The sequence below is a fragment of the Citrobacter sp. wls829 genome, assembly GCF_005280825.1.
Lineage (GTDB): Bacteria > Pseudomonadota > Gammaproteobacteria > Enterobacterales > Enterobacteriaceae > Citrobacter > Citrobacter gillenii.
The window spans coordinates 178,738-195,015 of the sequence record NZ_SZWP01000052.1; the positions used below are offsets into that span (position 1 = coordinate 178,738).

Annotated in this window: 14 protein-coding genes; 9 read left to right on the forward strand and 5 right to left on the reverse strand. The window is 51.3% G+C overall.

What is annotated here, in order from left to right; genetic code table 11:
- Nucleotides 1-201: 201 nt before the first annotated feature.
- Both pyrD and zapC read left to right on the forward strand, forming a co-directional pair.
- On the forward strand, nucleotides 202-1,212 hold the full coding sequence (gene pyrD, locus FDW88_RS08615; protein ID WP_096757651.1) for a quinone-dependent dihydroorotate dehydrogenase: 1,011 nt from the start codon (nucleotides 202-204) through the stop codon (nucleotides 1,210-1,212).
- 165 nt (nucleotides 1,213-1,377) lie between these two features.
- On the forward strand, nucleotides 1,378-1,920 hold the full coding sequence (gene zapC, locus FDW88_RS08620; protein WP_117341729.1) for a cell division protein ZapC: 543 nt from the start codon (nucleotides 1,378-1,380) through the stop codon (nucleotides 1,918-1,920).
- Here the strand turns inward: zapC and FDW88_RS08625 are convergent.
- Entirely contained in the window at nucleotides 1,917-3,023 is a 1,107-nt protein-coding gene (locus FDW88_RS08625) for a YcbX family protein (RefSeq protein ID WP_137362386.1), read from the reverse strand. The two genes, zapC and FDW88_RS08625, sit on opposite strands and share 4 nt — an antisense overlap.
- 98 nt (nucleotides 3,024-3,121) lie before the next feature.
- On the opposite strand from FDW88_RS08625, the gene rlmKL reads away from it, so the two are divergent.
- The 6 genes from rlmKL to rmf all read left to right on the forward strand — a co-directional run bounded on the left by rlmKL (nucleotide 3,122) and on the right by rmf (nucleotide 11,047).
- Nucleotides 3,122-5,230, forward strand: a complete 2,109-nt coding sequence (rlmKL, locus tag FDW88_RS08630) for a bifunctional 23S rRNA (guanine(2069)-N(7))-methyltransferase RlmK/23S rRNA (guanine(2445)-N(2))-methyltransferase RlmL (protein ID WP_117341731.1) — start codon at nucleotides 3,122-3,124, stop codon at nucleotides 5,228-5,230.
- Between the two features lie 12 nt (nucleotides 5,231-5,242).
- Entirely contained in the window at nucleotides 5,243-7,150 is a 1,908-nt protein-coding gene (locus FDW88_RS08635; RefSeq protein ID WP_137362387.1) for an ABC transporter ATP-binding protein, read from the forward strand.
- 14 nt (nucleotides 7,151-7,164) lie between these two features.
- Nucleotides 7,165-8,418 carry a membrane integrity-associated transporter subunit PqiA gene (pqiA, locus tag FDW88_RS08640; protein WP_096757646.1) on the forward strand — a complete coding sequence of 418 codons (1,254 nt, stop codon included), beginning with the start codon at nucleotides 7,165-7,167 and terminating at the stop codon, nucleotides 8,416-8,418.
- A 4-nt stretch (nucleotides 8,419-8,422) separates the two neighbouring features.
- Nucleotides 8,423-10,063, forward strand: coding sequence for an intermembrane transport protein PqiB (gene pqiB / locus FDW88_RS08645; RefSeq protein WP_117341732.1), 1,641 nt, complete (start codon nucleotides 8,423-8,425; stop codon nucleotides 10,061-10,063).
- Entirely contained in the window at nucleotides 10,060-10,623 is a 564-nt protein-coding gene (gene pqiC, locus FDW88_RS08650; protein WP_096757644.1) for a membrane integrity-associated transporter subunit PqiC, read from the forward strand. Before pqiB ends, pqiC begins: the two co-directional genes overlap by 4 nt.
- Nucleotides 10,624-10,879: 256 nt before the next feature.
- A complete protein-coding gene (gene rmf, locus FDW88_RS08655) occupies nucleotides 10,880-11,047 on the forward strand; it encodes a ribosome modulation factor (RefSeq protein WP_003035871.1) in 168 nt (55 codons plus the stop codon).
- Between the two features lie 85 nt (nucleotides 11,048-11,132).
- On the opposite strand, the gene fabA is transcribed toward rmf, so the two are convergent.
- Nucleotides 11,133-11,651: a bifunctional 3-hydroxydecanoyl-ACP dehydratase/trans-2-decenoyl-ACP isomerase gene (fabA, locus tag FDW88_RS08660; protein ID WP_003035875.1), complete on the reverse strand. Its 519-nt coding sequence runs from the start codon at nucleotides 11,649-11,651 to the stop codon at nucleotides 11,133-11,135.
- A gap of 68 nt (nucleotides 11,652-11,719) precedes the next feature.
- A complete protein-coding gene (locus tag FDW88_RS08665) occupies nucleotides 11,720-13,480 on the reverse strand; it encodes a Lon protease family protein (RefSeq protein ID WP_137362388.1) in 1,761 nt (586 codons plus the stop codon).
- 185 nt (nucleotides 13,481-13,665) lie between these two features.
- Between FDW88_RS08665 and matP the strand changes: the two genes are divergently transcribed.
- Nucleotides 13,666-14,118, forward strand: a complete 453-nt coding sequence (gene matP, locus FDW88_RS08670; protein WP_096757641.1) for a macrodomain Ter protein MatP — start codon at nucleotides 13,666-13,668, stop codon at nucleotides 14,116-14,118.
- A 99-nt stretch (nucleotides 14,119-14,217) separates the two neighbouring features.
- Here the strand turns inward: matP and ompA are convergent, their stop codons facing one another.
- The gene (gene ompA / locus FDW88_RS08675) at nucleotides 14,218-15,276 is read right to left on the reverse strand and encodes a porin OmpA (RefSeq protein WP_117341964.1); all 1,059 of its coding nucleotides are present in this window, start codon (nucleotides 15,274-15,276) and stop codon (nucleotides 14,218-14,220) included.
- A 355-nt stretch (nucleotides 15,277-15,631) separates the two neighbouring features.
- The gene (sulA, locus tag FDW88_RS08680) at nucleotides 15,632-16,141 is read right to left on the reverse strand and encodes an SOS-induced cell division inhibitor SulA (RefSeq protein WP_096757640.1); all 510 of its coding nucleotides are present in this window, start codon (nucleotides 16,139-16,141) and stop codon (nucleotides 15,632-15,634) included.
- Between the last annotated feature and the right edge of the window lie 137 nt (nucleotides 16,142-16,278).

Below are 16,278 nucleotides of genomic sequence, written 5' to 3' on the forward strand. Positions count from 1 at the left end.
ACATTGATAACAATTTGTGCAGTCTGGCAGAGAGATTTTGTTTATCGAAATGATTTATGCGGGATAGAAAAGCTGAAAACTGCATAAAAGGAGGAGAAGAAAGAAAACGTTTGCGTTTTATTGCCGCAGGTCAATTCCCTTTTTGTTCACGATCGCACATAATACGCCCCCGGTTTGCACACCGGGAATCCAGGAGAGTTCATGTACTACCCCTTCGTTCGTAAAGCCCTTTTTCAGCTCGATCCAGAGCGCGCTCATGAATTGACATTCCAGCAATTACGTCGCATTACGGGCACGCCGCTCGAAGCGCTTGTCCGCCAGAAAGTACCGGCAAAACCGGTGACCTGCATGGGGCTGACGTTTAAGAATCCGCTCGGTCTTGCCGCCGGGCTGGATAAAGACGGGGAGTGCATTGATGCACTCGGTGCAATGGGGTTCGGCTCAATTGAGATAGGCACCGTGACGCCACGTCCTCAATCGGGTAATGATAAGCCACGTCTTTTCCGTCTGGTTGACGCAGAAGGTTTGATCAACCGCATGGGCTTCAATAACCTGGGCGTTGATAACCTGGTAGAGAACGTTAAGAAATCGCATTTTGACGGCATTCTGGGGATCAATATTGGTAAGAACAAAGATACCCCGGTAGAGAATGGCAAAGATGACTATCTGATTTGTATGGAAAAAGTCTATGCTTATGCTGGCTATATTGCGATTAATATTTCCTCACCTAATACGCCAGGGTTACGCACGCTGCAATACGGCGAAGCGCTGGATGATTTGCTGACGGCAATTAAAAATAAGCAAAACGATCTCCAGGCGATCCACCATAAATATGTTCCGGTGGCGGTAAAGATCGCCCCGGATCTTTCTGAAGAAGAACTGATCCAGGTAGCCGACAGTTTAGTTCGCCATAATATTGATGGCGTCATTGCCACCAACACCACGCTCGATCGCTCCCTGGTACAGGGAATGAAAAATTGCGATCAAATGGGTGGCCTGAGTGGTCGACCGTTACAATTAAAAAGCACCGAAATTATTCGTATGTTGTCCCGGGAATTAAAAGGGCAACTGCCGATTATCGGGGTTGGCGGTATCGACTCAGTCATCGCTGCGCGTGAGAAAATAGCCGCAGGGGCTTCCCTGGTTCAGATTTATTCAGGCTTTATTTTTAAAGGCCCGCCGTTGATTAAAGAAATCATCACCAATATCTGAATACTACCTTAATCACAAACCAGGGCTTTATTTCTGGCCCTGGTTGTTTTATATTCCTTTACTGTTGCTTATTTAAACATTCTGAGCTTTTATTATTAGGGCAATAAACGAAGCGGCAAAAGGATACTGTCGTAACGACGATGATTAAGGAATGGAGAGATACTGATGCGAATTAAACCCGACGATAACTGGCGCTGGTATTATGATGAAGAGCACGATCGTATGATGCTCGATTTAGCCAATGGCATGTTATTTCGTTCGCGTTTTGCGCGCAAAATGCTCACACCCGATGCATTCTCTCCGTCCGGTTTTTGTGTTGATGATGCCGCGCTTTATTTTTCTTTTGAAGAAAAATGCCGTGATCTGGATTTAGCCAAAGAGCAAAAAGCGGAGCTGGTACTCAATGCGCTGGTGGCTATTCGTTATCTAAAACCGCAAATGCCAAAAAGCTGGCACTTTGTGGCGCACACTGTTAGTTGGTCACCGAGGATAGGTGACGCTGCCTGCGTGTATTTAAGCGATACCGAGGAACAGGTCAATCTGTTAGTGGTTGAGCCGGGGGAAAATGCGGCCCTGTGTCTGTTGGCACAGCCGGGCGTGGTTATTGCCGGGCGCACCATGCAGCTTGGCGACGCCATTAAAATTATGAATGACAGACTGAAACCGCAACTCCCTGTCGACAGTTTCAGCCTTGAGCAGGCCGTTTAACTCTCCAGCCTGACCGCTGTTTTTGGCACACAACTGCAGCAAAGAATCGTCCCGTCATCACCAATCGCTGATTTTTTCAGCGGACTGACTTCGCCCTCTACCAGCCGAATCCGGCAGCATCCGCAGATCCCCGCCCTGCACGAATAAGGAACCCGGATCCCCTGGTTTTCCAGTTGTTCCAGTAACACCTGTTGATTGTTGCCACGAAAGGTGTGCCCCTGCCAGTCGATAAGCACGCTGGCATCAGGCTGCTGCTGTGCAATAGTGTCATCGGAAGCCACCGCGCCGTAAGCTCGGGCGGGCCCGGTGGACAAAATTTCAACTTCATCGCCAACGCGGATCACGCCGCTGTTGCGGGCAATGAGATTCTGACCGAAATCGACATCGCCGTTATCCACCGCGCTGCGGAAGGTTTGCAGCGTTGCCAGCGGTTCACCGGACGGATGTTTCAGGCCTTTTTCAGGGCTGATAGTGGTGAAAATACAGCGGCTGCAGGGTTTTGCCACATCAAAGATGACCTCGCCAATGCGAATCACCTTCCAGGTGTCTTCCTCCCAGGCGCTAGCCCCTGAGACCACCAGGTTGGGGCGAAACTGCTCCATTCTGATACTGGCCGGGCAGCGTTGCTGCACATCGCGCAGTGAGGCTTCATTAGTCAGAAGGTAAGGAAAACCATCGGCGAACGAGAGCGGTACGCCGTCGTGGCGTTTGACCCGGCGGGTTAACTGTGGGCCAACCCAGCGTAACTGTACATCGCGCGAGAAAAAACCGCTGAGCCACTGATTGATAGCTGTTGGCGCGATACGTGCAGTAAAATGGTTTCCCCAGACTTCTGTTGGCGCATCCTGGGTGGCGAAGTCGGCAAAACGGACCAACGCACTGCTGCCGTCGGGTGCGGTTAAGTGCAACCCATCGTGTAAAGGGGAAGGGGTAAAACGGACCATCTGGGGGAACTGCCGGGCGGTGATGAACGTTCCGTCGGGTTCGGTAACCATAAAGATGCGGTCAAAGGCCAGACCGCTAACGTCTGCCAGGGCGTGCGTGAGCCCAATACCGCGCATTGATTTAACCGGATGAACAAAAAGTCGGGTTAACGTTACCACTGTACAGCCCCTCGAACGAAAATAAGCCTTCAACTTTATGACAAGGGCGCGAGATTAGCTATAATGCGCAGCAATTTTATTGGAGTAAAAGTGACATTATGAATTCTCTGTTTGCCAGTACGGCCCGTGGGCTGGAAGAGCTGTTAAAAACTGAACTGGAAAACCTCGGCGCCGCGGAGTGCCAGGTGGTTCAGGGTGGGGTCCATTTTAAGGGCGACACGCGGCTTGTTTACCAGAGCCTGATGTGGAGCCGCCTGGCCTCGCGCATTATCCTGCCGATGGGAGAGTGCAAGGTCTACAGCGATCTTGATCTGTACCTCGGTGTTCAGGCAATCGACTGGACAGAGATATTTAACCCAGGAGCGACGTTTGCCGTGCATTTTAGCGGCTTAAACGACACCATTCGTAACAGCCAGTACGGCGCATTAAAAGTAAAGGACGCGATTGTCGATTCCTTTACCCGTAAAAATATGGCCCGTCCGAATGTGGATCGCGAATCCCCGGATCTGCGTATTAACGTCTGGCTGAACAAAGATACCGCCAGCATTGCCCTCGATCTTAGCGGTGATGGTCTGCATCAGCGCGGCTATCGCGATCGTGCCGGTCAGGCGCCGATCAAAGAGACGCTGGCTGCGGCTATCGTGATGCGTTCTGGCTGGCAGCCGGGTACGCCGCTGCTCGATCCGATGTGTGGTTCCGGTACGCTGCTGATTGAAGCCGCGATGTGGGCAACCGATCGCGCACCCGGTCTGCACCGTGGCTACTGGGGCTTTAACGGTTGGGCGCAGCATGATGAAGCGGTCTGGCAAGAGGTGAAAGCGGAAGCGCAGGTTCGCGCGCGTAAAGGGCTGGCGGACTATACGTCGCACTTCTATGGCTCTGATAGCGACGCCCGAGTGATTGAGAAAGCGCGCAGCAACGCCCGCCGCGCTGGGATTGCCGATCTGGTGACATTTGACGTCAAAGACGTAGCGAAACTGAGTAACCCGCTACCGCAAGGTCCGTATGGTACCGTTATCAGCAACCCGCCGTACGGTGAACGTCTGGATAGCGAACCGGCGCTGATCGCACTGCACAGCCTGCTGGGCCGCACGATGAAAAACCAGTTTGGCGGCTGGAATCTGTCGCTTTTCAGCGCCTCACCGGATTTGCTCAGCAGTCTGCAATTGCGCGCTGACAAGCAGTTTAAAGCCAAAAACGGCCCGCTGGATTGCGTACAGAAAAACTATCACGTCGCGGAAACCACCGCAGACAGTAAGCCTGCCACGGTGGCGGAAGACTACGCCAACCGTCTGCGTAAAAATATCAAAAAGCTGGAAAAATGGGCGCGTCAGGAAGGCATTGAATGCTATCGCCTGTACGATGCTGACCTGCCAGAATACAACGTCGCGGTCGACCGCTACGGTGACTGGGTTGTGGTTCAGGAATACGCGCCGCCGAAGACGGTTGATGCCCAGAAGGCTCGCCAGCGTCTGTTTGACATCATTGCCGCCACGCTGTCGGTACTGGAGATTGCGCCGAATAAACTGGTGCTGAAAACCCGTGAACGACAGAAAGGGAAAAACCAGTATCAGAAGATGAATGAGAAGGGTGAATTCATTGAGGTGAGCGAGTACAACGCGCGCCTGTGGGTTAACCTGACCGACTATCTTGATACCGGTCTGTTCCTGGACCACCGTATAGCGCGCCGCATGCTGGGCCAGATGAGCAAGGGTAAAGATTTCCTCAATCTGTTCTCGTATACCGGCAGCGCCAGCGTACACGCCGGGCTTGGCGGTGCGCGCAGCACCACAACGGTCGATATGTCTCGTACTTATCTGGAGTGGGCGGAACGTAACCTGCGACTCAACGGGCTGAGCGGCCGCGCGCATCGTTTAATTCAGGCCGATTGCCTGGGCTGGCTGCGCGAAGCCAATGAACAGTTTGATCTGATCTTCATCGATCCACCGACCTTCTCTAACTCAAAACGTATGGAAGACTCGTTTGACGTGCAGCGCGATCATCTGGCGCTAATGAAAGATCTGAAGCGTCTGCTGCGTAAAGACGGCACGATCATGTTCTCTAACAACAAACGTGGATTCCGTATGGATCTCGACGGACTGGCTGAACTGGGATTGAAAGCACAAGAAATTACCCAAAAAACGCTTTCTCAGGACTTTGCCCGTAACCGTCAGATCCACAATTGCTGGCTGATTACAGCAGCCTGAAAGGAAAAATAAATGTCATTAATCAGTATGCATGGTGCATGGCTGTCGTTCAGCGATGCGCCGCTTCTTGATAATGCTGAACTGCATATCGAAGATAACGAGCGCGTTTGTCTGGTTGGCCGTAACGGCGCGGGCAAATCGACGCTGATGAAGATCCTCAACCGTGAACAGGGTCTTGACGACGGACGTATTATTTATGAACAGGATCTGGTTGTGGCACGTCTGCAGCAGGATCCGCCGCGTAACGTGCAGGGTACCGTCTACGATTTCGTTGCCGAAGGGATTGCAGAGCAGGCGGTGTATCTCAAGCGTTACCATGATATTTCGCATCTGGTGATCACCGATCCTAGTGATAAAAACCTGCAGGAACTGGCGAAGGTTCAGGAACAGCTGGATCACCACAATCTGTGGCAACTGGAAAACCGCATCAATGAAGTACTGGAACAGCTTGGGCTGGAGCCAGACATGGAACTGGCATCGCTTTCCGGCGGTTGGCTGCGTAAAGCCGCACTGGGCCGGGCGTTAGTCAGCAATCCACGCGTATTGTTGCTGGATGAACCGACCAACCATCTGGATATCGAAACCATCGACTGGCTGGAAGGGTTCCTGAAAACCTTCAATGGAACGATCATCTTCATTTCTCACGACCGTTCGTTTATTCGCAATATGGCAACGCGTATTGTCGATCTCGATCGCGGCAAGCTGGTGACCTATCCGGGTAATTACGATCAGTACCTGCTGGAGAAAGAAGAAGCGCTGCGTGTAGAAGAGCTTCAGAATGCGGAGTTTGACCGCAAACTGGCGCAGGAAGAGGTTTGGATCCGTCAGGGCATTAAAGCGCGCCGTACACGTAACGAAGGCCGCGTGCGTGCGCTGAAGGCGATGCGTCGTGAGCGTGGCGAGCGTCGTGAAGTGATGGGTACCGCGAAGATGCAGGTCGAAGAGGCGAGCCGTTCGGGTAAAATCGTCTTTGAAATGGAGAATGTTGATTACCAGATTAACGGTAAACAACTGGTGAAAGACTTCTCGGCGCAGGTACAGCGTAGTGACAAAATTGCGCTAATTGGACCTAACGGTTGCGGTAAAACAACGCTAATCAAGCTGATGTTGGGTCAGTTACAGGCTGACAGCGGTCGTATCCATGTCGGTACCAAGCTGGAAGTGGCTTATTTTGACCAACACCGCGCGGAGCTGGATCCGGATAAAACCGTCATGGATAACCTGTCGGAAGGTAAGCAAGAGGTGATGGTCAACGGTAAACCACGTCACGTGCTGGGCTACCTGCAGGACTTCCTGTTCCACCCTAAGCGTGCGATGACACCAGTGCGTGCGCTCTCCGGTGGGGAACGAAACCGTCTGTTACTGGCGCGTCTTTTTCTGAAGCCCAGCAATCTTTTGATTCTCGATGAACCAACGAACGATCTCGACGTCGAAACGCTGGAACTTCTCGAAGAGTTGATTGACGGTTATCAGGGAACCGTGTTGCTGGTCAGCCACGATCGTCAGTTTGTCGATAACACCGTTACCGAGTGTTGGATCTTTGAAGGCGGCGGCAAAATTGGTCGTTATGTAGGCGGTTACCATGACGCACGTGAGCAGCAGTCACAGTATGTGGCGTTTAAACAGCCTGTTGCCAAAAAAACAGAGGAAGTTGCTGCCCCTAAAGCAGAAATTGTAAAACGCGGCACCAGCAAACTAAGCTATAAACACCAGCGCGAACTGGAGCAGCTCCCTGCGCAGCTTGAAGAGCTGGAAGCTAAACTGGAAACGTTCCAGGCCCAGGTTGCTGATGCTTCTTTTTTCAGTCAGCCACATGAGCAAACGCAGCAGGTATTAGCTAATCTGAGCGAAGCGGAACAAGAACTTGAGCAAGCCTTTGAGCGCTGGGAGTATCTTGAGTCTTTGAAGAATGGCGCATAATTAAAGGAGCGCATATGTGCGAACATCACCATGCCGCGAAGCATATTTTGTGCTCGCAGTGTGACATGCTGGTGGCATTACCGAGCCTGACGCATGGTCAAAAAGCGGCATGTCCAAGATGTGGCACGACATTAACCGTTGCGTGGGACGCGCCAAGACAGCGTCCCACCGCGTATGTTATCGCAGCATTGTTCATGCTGCTTTTATCGAACCTTTTTCCCTTTGTGAACATGAATGTCGCAGGGGTGAGCAGCGAAGTCACGTTGCTGGAAATCCCCGGCGTTCTGTTTTCAGAAGACTACGCCAGTCTTGGCACCTTCTTTTTATTATTCGTGCAGTTGGTTCCTGCTTTTTGCCTGTTCACCATCTTATTGCTGGTGAACCGGGTTGAGATGCCCTGGCGGCTGAAAGCGTGGCTGGCGCGGATTCTGTTTCAGTTAAAAAGCTGGGGAATGGCAGAAATTTTCCTCGCAGGCGTGTTGGTGAGCTTTGTTAAGCTGATGGCCTATGGCGATATCGGCGTGGGGAGCAGCTTTATCCCGTGGTGCCTGTTTTGCGTTCTTCAGTTGCGTGCCTTTCAGTGTGTCGATCGTCGCTGGCTGTGGGATGATATCGCGCCAATGCCGGAGGTTAAGCAGGTCTTAAAACCCGGTGTACCCGGTATTCACCAGGGGTTGCGTTCCTGCTCCTGTTGTACCGCGATTCTTCCCGCTGACGAGCCGGTCTGCCCGCGCTGTCAGACAACGGGCTACGTGCGACGTAAAAACAGTCTGCAATGGACGCTGGCACTCCTGTTCACGTCGATCATGCTGTATCTGCCCGCCAATATTATGCCGATCATGATTACCGATTTGTTAGGGTCAAAACTGCCATCAACCATTATTGAAGGCGTTGTTTTAATCTGGAGCGAAGGTTCTTATCCGGTGGCAGCGGTCATCTTTATTGCCAGTATTCTGGTGCCGACGCTAAAAATGATCGCCATTGCCTGGCTGTGCTGGGATGCCAAAGGGCACGGCAAACGCGACAGTGAACGTATGCATTTCATTTATGAAGTTGTGGAATTTGTCGGTCGTTGGTCAATGATCGATGTTTTTGTTATTGCGGTACTCTCTGCGCTGGTGCGTATGGGAGGGTTGATGAACATTTATCCTGCAATGGGTGCATTGATGTTTGCTTTAGTCGTCATTATGACAATGTTTTCTGCGATGACGTTTGATCCACGTCTGTCGTGGGACCGTGAACCAGAACCAGGCCATGAGGAGTCCTGACAGCATGGAATCTAAAAGTGGGGAAGCCAAAGTGCAAAAGGTTAAAAACTGGTCGCCTGTGTGGATATTCCCAATCGTCACCGCACTCATCGGCGCGTGGGTCCTGTTTTATCACTACAGTCATCAGGGGCCGGTCGTCACGCTGATTACAACCAATGCTGAAGGTATTGAAGGTGGCAAAACCACGATCAAGAGCCGCAGCGTGGATGTCGGCGTCGTTGAGAGTGCCACGTTGACCGACGATTTGACGCATGTGGAAATTAAAGCACGTCTCAATTCTGGTATGGAAAAGCTGCTGCATAAAGACTCGGTCTTTTGGGTAGTGAAGCCGCAGGTGGGACGTGAAGGTATCAGTGGCTTAGGCACGCTGTTATCCGGGGCGTATATTGAACTGCAGCCGGGTAACAAAGGCAGCCAGCTCGCCAATTATCAGTTGCTGGACTCTCCACCGCTGGCACCGCCAGATGCGAAGGGGATCCGCGTGATTTTGGACAGCAAAAAAGCCGGTCAGCTTAGCCCGGGAGACCCGGTGTTGTTCCGCGGGTATCGTGTAGGGTCAGTTGAGACCAGCACCTTTGATGCGCAAAAACGCTCCATCAGCTATCAGCTTTTCATTAATGCGCCAAACGATCGCCTGGTCACCAGTAACGTACGTTTCTGGAAGGACAGCGGTATTGCCGTCGATCTCACCTCAGCGGGGATGCGCGTAGAAATGGGATCGCTAACCACGCTGTTTGGCGGTGGAGTCAGCTTTGATGTGCCGGAGGGGTTAGAACAAGGCCAGCCGGTTGCACAACAGGCTACGTTCAGCCTCTATGACGATCAAAAAAGTATTCAGGACTCGCTGTATACGGATCACATTGATTACCTGATGTTCTTTAAAGACTCGATTCGCGGGTTGCAGCCTGGTGCGCCGCTGGAGTTCCGTGGTATTCGCCTCGGTACGGTTAGCAAGGTGCCTTTCTTTGCCCCGAATATGCGTCAGGTGTTCAATGATGATTATCGTATTCCGGTGCTGGTGCGCATTGAACCAGAACGCCTTAAGGCGCAGCTGGGTGAAGATACTGATGTCGGTACCCATCTGGCCGAATTGCTCAAGCGTGGATTAAGAGGATCCCTGAAAACAGGGAATTTGGTCACCGGGGCGCTGTATGTCGATCTGGACTTCTATCCGAAGGATCCACCGATTACGGGCGTGCGCGAATTTAATGGTTACCAAATTATCCCGACCGTGAGCAGTGGTCTGGCGCAGATCCAGCAACGTTTGATGGAAGCATTGGATAAGATTAATAATCTGCCACTGAATCCGATGATTGTGCAGGCGACCACGACACTTTCAGAAAGCCAGCGCACGATGAAACATCTGCAAACGACGCTGGATAACATGAATAAGATTACCGGTAGCCAGTCGATGCAGCAGCTTCCTGCGGATATGCAGAATACACTGCGCGAACTGAATCGTAGCATGCAGGGCTTCCAGCCAGGTTCTGCGGCCTATAACAAGATGGTGGCAGATATGCAGCGTCTTGATCAGGTTCTGCGTGAGTTGCAGCCGGTATTGAAAACGTTGAACGATAAGAGTAACGCGCTGGTGTTTGAAGCGAAGGACAAAAAAGATCCAGAGCCGAAGAGGGCGAAACAATGAAAAAGTGGCTAGTGGTGATGATGGCGGTCTGGCTGACGTCATGTAGCTCCAGCGGAGAGAATAAAAGCTATTACCAGCTCCCTATCGCCCAAGGGGGCGTACAGAGTAGCGCTAACCAGGGTAACCGCCTGTTGTGGGTTGAGCAGGTGGCGGTACCGGATTACCTGGCAGGTAATGGCGTGGTGTACCAAACCAGTGATGTGAAGTACGTTATTGCCAACAGTAATCTGTGGGCCAGCCCGTTAGATCAGCAATTGCGTAACACTCTCGTCGCCAACCTGAGCACGCAGTTGCCAGGGTGGGTGGTTGCCTCTCAACCGTTGGGCAGTACGCAGGACACGCTCAATGTGACGGTAACCGGCTTCCATGGCCGCTACGATGGTAAAGTGATCGTCAGTGGTGAATGGTTGCTGAATCACCAGGGACAACTGATTAAGCGCCCGTTCCACATCGAAGCCATGCAGACGCAAGATGGCTATGATGAGATGGTGAAGGTACTGGCCAGCGCATGGAGTCAGGAGGCGACGGCTATCGCTCAAGAACTGAAACGCATTCCTTAAGCTTAAATAATTGTAAATTACACCGCCTTCGGCTCAGCGCCCTGGGCGGTTTTTTTTATTTTTTTCGCGACTGATATAACTGTTCTGACTCATGATTTTTGTATAGATGATTTACCGGGTAGCTCACAAATATGACACTGGCGTGAATTTTGCGCATTGACGAGTCTGATGTTTCGGGGTATTCGTTTAGTGTGATTGCACACTTAGTAATCACTGTTTTCTTTTCCACCAGACCCAAAGATGAGGGAAACGAGGCATGAAGAGACAAAAACGAGATCGCCTGGAACGGGCACATCAACGTGGATATCAGGCCGGCATCGCCGGACGCTCAAAAGAAATGTGTCCCTATCAGACGCTGAATCAAAGGTCATACTGGCTGGGAGGCTGGCGAGAAGCCATGGGGGATAGGGTGTTAATGGCCTGATTCTGTCTCTTTAGATAAAAGAAACCTCCGCATTGCGGAGGTTTCGCCTTTTGTAGCATCTTATCAGGCTAACAGATGTCCGCAATTAGAACGCAGACGTATCCTGGAAAAGGCCTACTTTCAGATCGTTCGCCGTGTAGATCAGACGACCATCAACCAGCACTTCACCATCTGCCAGGCCCATGATCAGGCGGCGGTTAACGATACGTTTGAAGTGAATGCGGTAAGTGACTTTCTTCGCGGTCGGCAGAACCTGACCGGTGAATTTCACTTCACCCACGCCCAGTGCACGGCCTTTACCTTCACCACCGAGCCAGCCGAGATAGAATCCAACCAGCTGCCACATGGCATCCAGACCCAGGCAGCCTGGCATCACCGGATCGCCAATAAAATGGCAACCGAAGAACCACAGGTCCGGGTTGATATCCAGTTCAGCTTCAACATAACCTTTGTCAAAGTTGCCACCGGTTTCGGTCATCTTGATGACACGGTCCATCATCAGCATGCTTGGTGCAGGCAGTTGTGGGCCTTTTGCGCCAAACAGCTCACCGCGACCAGAGGCAAGAAGGTCTTCTTTTGTATAGGATTCGCGTTTATCTACCATGTTCTCTGTAAGCCTTATCTTATTGAAGCACGCAGGATAGCTAACACGTGTACGCTGAACAAGTCCGATCAGTTCGGAATAATCCAGTTCAGCCAACGCAGCGGCCATGGAAAACGGTGACGACCTTCCTGTTGCGTTGCCGCAGCAATACGCTCCTGGATAGTTTGCATCAACGTTGTTTGGCCTTCGCCATCCCACACCAAATTTAACAACAGTGGTAACGCATCGGTCACGTCATCCACCGCCCAAATAGTGAACTTTTCTTCTTCAACGGCCTGTAACAGGGCTGGCGGTAGGCTCAGGTGCCTGACGTTGGCTGAAGGGATAATCACGCCCTGCGTACCGGTTAATTCACGCTGCTGGCAGATAGTGAAGAAACCTTCAATTTTCTCGTTCAGGCCACCGACAGGTTGCGCCCGGCCAAACTGATCGACAGAACCGGTAATCGCGATGCTTTGATTGACAGGAACATCGGCAAGGGCGCTAATTAATGCGCACAGTTCAGCCATGGATGCGCTGTCTCCATCTACTTCGCTGTAGGATTGCTCGAAGGTTAGCGAGGCAGAGAAGGGGATTTGCTGTTCGAGCTGCAGTTCCGACATCAGGAACGCCTGCATGATCATCATACCCTTGGCATGAATATTTCCGCCCAGTTCGGCTTTACGCTCAACATCGGTAAATTCGCCATCGCCAATATGCACAACGCAGCTGATACGAGAAGGTTCACCAAACGCGCGAGGATGCCCTGGAAACTCAATCACCGACAGCGCGTTTATTTGTCCAATTTGCTCGCCTTCCGTCTCGATAAGGATCTGCTCTTGCAGGATCTCATCCTGCATGCGTTCGGCCAGGAAACCTTCCCGCCATTCGCGTTGCGCCAGCATCAGACCCAGCTGTTCTGCGCTGCAGGTTTCGCCTTCACAAAGGGGGGCCACTTCCTTGAACTGGCGGATGATCCACAGCGGATTAAGCGGTAATGTCGCCTGATCGCCGGTATAACGAACGGCCTCACGCACCAGCGTTTGCCAGGCGTCAGGGGCGGGATAGGGAAGATTGTTGCGTATGGCGGTATGCGTGACCCACTGACACCACAGGGTCATGGTTTCAGCATCCACTATCTGCAGATTATCTTCAAACTCGCTGTAAATTGCCTGTTCAGCTAATTCTGGTTCCATTTCCTGGAAATCGGCCAGCGACTCACGCTCACCGACTAACACCACTTTCAGTTTCAGCGGCATAGACGGTACGGAGACAGGAAGTGGACGAGATTCGTCGAAAGCTACCCAGTCAAAGCGCTCGTGGCTGACAATGGCTTTCAGGCGCATCCACAGCAGGGGTTGAGCCAATAGGGTGCGTAATGAGATAACCAGCACGCCCCCGTTTGCCTGATGCACCAGTCCCGGTTGCAGCGTAATTTCACCATTGAACTGACGCAAACAGCCAAACAGTTGTTCGGCTTCAACCCAGTCAGCATTGACTACCTGAGTTAAGGTCGCAAAATTGTCTTCTGCGTGCTGTGCTGCACGGTAATGGATCTTGTGCCCAGAGATGTCGTAATGACCTCCGGTTAAGCTTCCGGCATCCGTATGTAATGAGCGCGCAGCCGTGGCGATAAGATTGAGATACTCAAGCTCTTCCGGCGCTTTCACCAGCATAAAGGAGGGCGTCGCCCATTGCTGAAGCAGTTGCTCAAGCGCAAATTGTAAGCGTGGTTGAGTATCACTGAGTAAGGTATCGGTTTCGTCAGTGACGTGCGGCTGTGCAAATATTTCCTGATAACTGTCAGTATCAGGAACCAGATCACGCCATGCAAGTTTCGTAATGGTCAAAGTTGATGTTTTTTAGTCTGTTGTAAAAAACGAGATTATACCGTAACCGTCAGCACTGCACACGTGGAATGCACCGCTAAACGGGGATGATGACGCGCGACAGTTCACAGGCTGGATATTCTTTTCTTCAGATGCCCAAAAAGCTGATATTCTGATAAGAGTTACACGGTAACATTGAGATCGCAATGAAATATCAACAACTTGAAAATCTTGAAAGCGGCTGGAAATGGAAGTATCTGGTGAAAAAGCATCGTGAAGGGGAGTTGATTACCCGTTACGTGGAAGCCAGCGCTGCCGAAGAAGCCGTTGATTTATTGCTAACCCTCGAAAATGAACCGGTTCGGGTGAATACCTGGATTGAAGAACACATGAATGCCGCGCTGCAAAATCGTATGAAGCAAACCATACGCGCGAGGCGTAAGCGGCATTTTAATGCAGAGCATCAGCATACGCGTAAGAAATCTATCGATCTGGAGTTCATGGTCTGGCAGCGCTTAGCAGGGCTTGCGCAGCGGCGTGGAAAAACGCTTTCTGAAACCATCGTGCAGCTGATTGAAGACGCCGAGCATAAAGAGAAGTACGCGAACAAAATGTCCACATTGAAACAGGATTTACAAGCGCTGCTGGGAAAAGAATAGCCTGATGTCGGCCTCGGTGCGCTGAGCACCCACGTTTTTATGGTGAACCACAGGTGAAAAAAAACCCCGCATCGCGGGGTTTTTTTATTAGACGAGAACTTAAGCCTGAGGCTGAGTTACAACGTCTTTGATGCCTTTAACTTCGATCTCAACACGACGATCCGGAGCCAGGCAGTCGATCAGTGCAGCGCGAGCTTTCACGTTGTCACAGGTGTTGCCAGTAACTGGGTTAGATTCGCCCATGCCACGTGCAGAGATTTTGTCAGAAGGAATACCTTTAGAGATCAGGTAATCAACAACGGACTGAGCACGTTTCTCAGACAGGCTCTGGTTGTAAGCGTCAGAACCGATACGGTCAGTGAAGCCCAGAACCACAACGGAACCGTCTTTCGGATCCAGGTTGCTCAGCTGGCTGTACATCTGATCCAGAGCCTGCTGGCCTTCTGGTTTCAGAGTCGCTTTGTTGAAGTTGAACAGAACGTCAGACTTCAGAGTGAAGTGCTTGGTCTGGACTTCTGGAGCCGGAGCCGGAGCTACAACTACTGGAGCTGCTTCTTCCTGCTGGCCGAAACGGTAAGAAACACCAACGCTCAACAGACCGTTATCCGGACGACCACCAACGGTGTTCGCATCACCGATGTTGTTGGTCCACTGGTATTCCAGACGGGTAGCGATTTCAGGAGTAATTGCATACTCTACGCCGCCAGCGAATACTGGGGATACGCCAGTGTCGTGGTCTTTGAAGCCATTGCTGCTTTTAGCGTCTGCACGCCAAACCATACCACCCAGACGGGTATAAACGTCCAGATCGTCAGTGATTGGGTAACCCAGTTTAGCGGTCAGCTGAACGCCCTGAGCTTTGAAAGCGCCGTTTTGATTAGTAGCGTCGGCAGTGCCTTTGTACGGCATACGACCTAACCAGTCGTAACCCATTTCAAAACCAACGTACGGGTTAACCTGATAACCACCGAACGCACCAGCACCCAGTTGGCTTTCGTGGGTCGGGCCGGTGTTGTTGATCTGGTTGTTGCCTACGTCATGGAACTGAGACCAGCCCATTTTAGCACCAGCGTACCAGGTGTTATCTTTCGGAGCGGCCTGCGCCACGGTAGCGAAACCAGCCAGTGCCACTGCAATTGCGATAGCTGTCTTTTTCATTTTTTGCGCCTCGTTATCATCCAAAATTCGCCATGACTATCTCCAGAGAGATAACACGGTTAAATCCTTCACCCGGGGATCAGTTCAATAGTTACTCTACCGATATCTGCGGCTTAAGCCGAGCACCCCTGGCGATGTAAAGTCTACAACGTAGTTGAAAACTTACAAGTGTGAACTCTGTCAGGCATATGAAAAAAAAAGGCTTGTATACACAATATTTAACATTTATGGCTGATAAATTGAACGGAAAACTTCTCTACAACCGCTTCTGACAGGCGTTCACACAAAATATGCGTTATATCTCAATGGCTGATTGAGGGATGAAAAAAAATTCCAGGATTAATCCTAATTTTACTTAATGATACAAATTCGAGTGAATTTTTAGCCCGGAATGCTGTCTCCCCGCAAGTGCCTGAGCGCGAACAGGACGCATAATAAATCCCATTGCATTCCCTTCATCTGCAGCTTTCACCAGTTCTGCATGTTCATCTTCTGTTAATTCTTCAGTCAGCCAGCCGATAACCACGCTGTAATTGCCGGTGCGCAGCGCGCGAACCATCGATTCTAACGTGTGGCAGGGAGAGAGTTGACTAATTTGCATAACTTTCGTTAATGGAAGCCCCGCTGATTGCACCCATTCACGGCTCAGCTTTTGTTGTGGCGTAAGCCAGAGCTGCCAGCGTGATTGCTGTCCTAACTGCTGAAGCAGGGGTAATAGCAGTAATTGCGTCATCATGGGCTGGTCCTCGCGATAGACCACTTCACTGATAAGCCCGGCAGTCGCATTTTCTGAAGAAACGCGCGCACTATTGCTTGATGTTGAAGAGAACGACGAAGAACGATTTGCGTAGCCTGAAGTGTACATAATCAATCCAGCCCTGTGAGTTACTGTATGGATATACAGTAACCCTGCTATCACTAAAGATCAACCTTATTTTCGGAAACAGACTCGCAATTTTTAGCCGTCGTGGCGGGAAATATAAAATTCATCTTGCCCCTTGG

Bases quoted from the DNA above. Each gene is read 5' to 3' on its own strand.
- pqiB (WP_117341732.1), top strand. From the start codon at position 8,423: ATGGAATCTAAAAGTGGGGAAGCCAAAGTGCAAAAGGTTAAAAACTGG.
- FDW88_RS08635 (WP_137362387.1), top strand. From the start codon at position 5,243: ATGTCATTAATCAGTATGCATGGTGCATGGCTGTCGTTCAGCGATGCG.
- pqiA (WP_096757646.1), top strand. From the start codon at position 7,165: ATGTGCGAACATCACCATGCCGCGAAGCATATTTTGTGCTCGCAGTGT.
- pqiC (WP_096757644.1), top strand. From the start codon at position 10,060: ATGAAAAAGTGGCTAGTGGTGATGATGGCGGTCTGGCTGACGTCATGT.
- sulA (WP_096757640.1), bottom strand. From the start codon at position 16,141: ATGTACACTTCAGGCTACGCAAATCGTTCTTCGTCGTTCTCTTCAACA.
- fabA (WP_003035875.1), bottom strand. From the start codon at position 11,651: ATGGTAGATAAACGCGAATCCTATACAAAAGAAGACCTTCTTGCCTCT.
- rmf (WP_003035871.1), top strand. From the start codon at position 10,880: ATGAAGAGACAAAAACGAGATCGCCTGGAACGGGCACATCAACGTGGA.
- pyrD (WP_096757651.1), top strand. From the start codon at position 202: ATGTACTACCCCTTCGTTCGTAAAGCCCTTTTTCAGCTCGATCCAGAG.
- rlmKL (WP_117341731.1), top strand. From the start codon at position 3,122: ATGAATTCTCTGTTTGCCAGTACGGCCCGTGGGCTGGAAGAGCTGTTA.
- zapC (WP_117341729.1), top strand. From the start codon at position 1,378: ATGCGAATTAAACCCGACGATAACTGGCGCTGGTATTATGATGAAGAG.
- matP (WP_096757641.1), top strand. From the start codon at position 13,666: ATGAAATATCAACAACTTGAAAATCTTGAAAGCGGCTGGAAATGGAAG.
- ompA (WP_117341964.1), bottom strand. From the start codon at position 15,276: ATGAAAAAGACAGCTATCGCAATTGCAGTGGCACTGGCTGGTTTCGCT.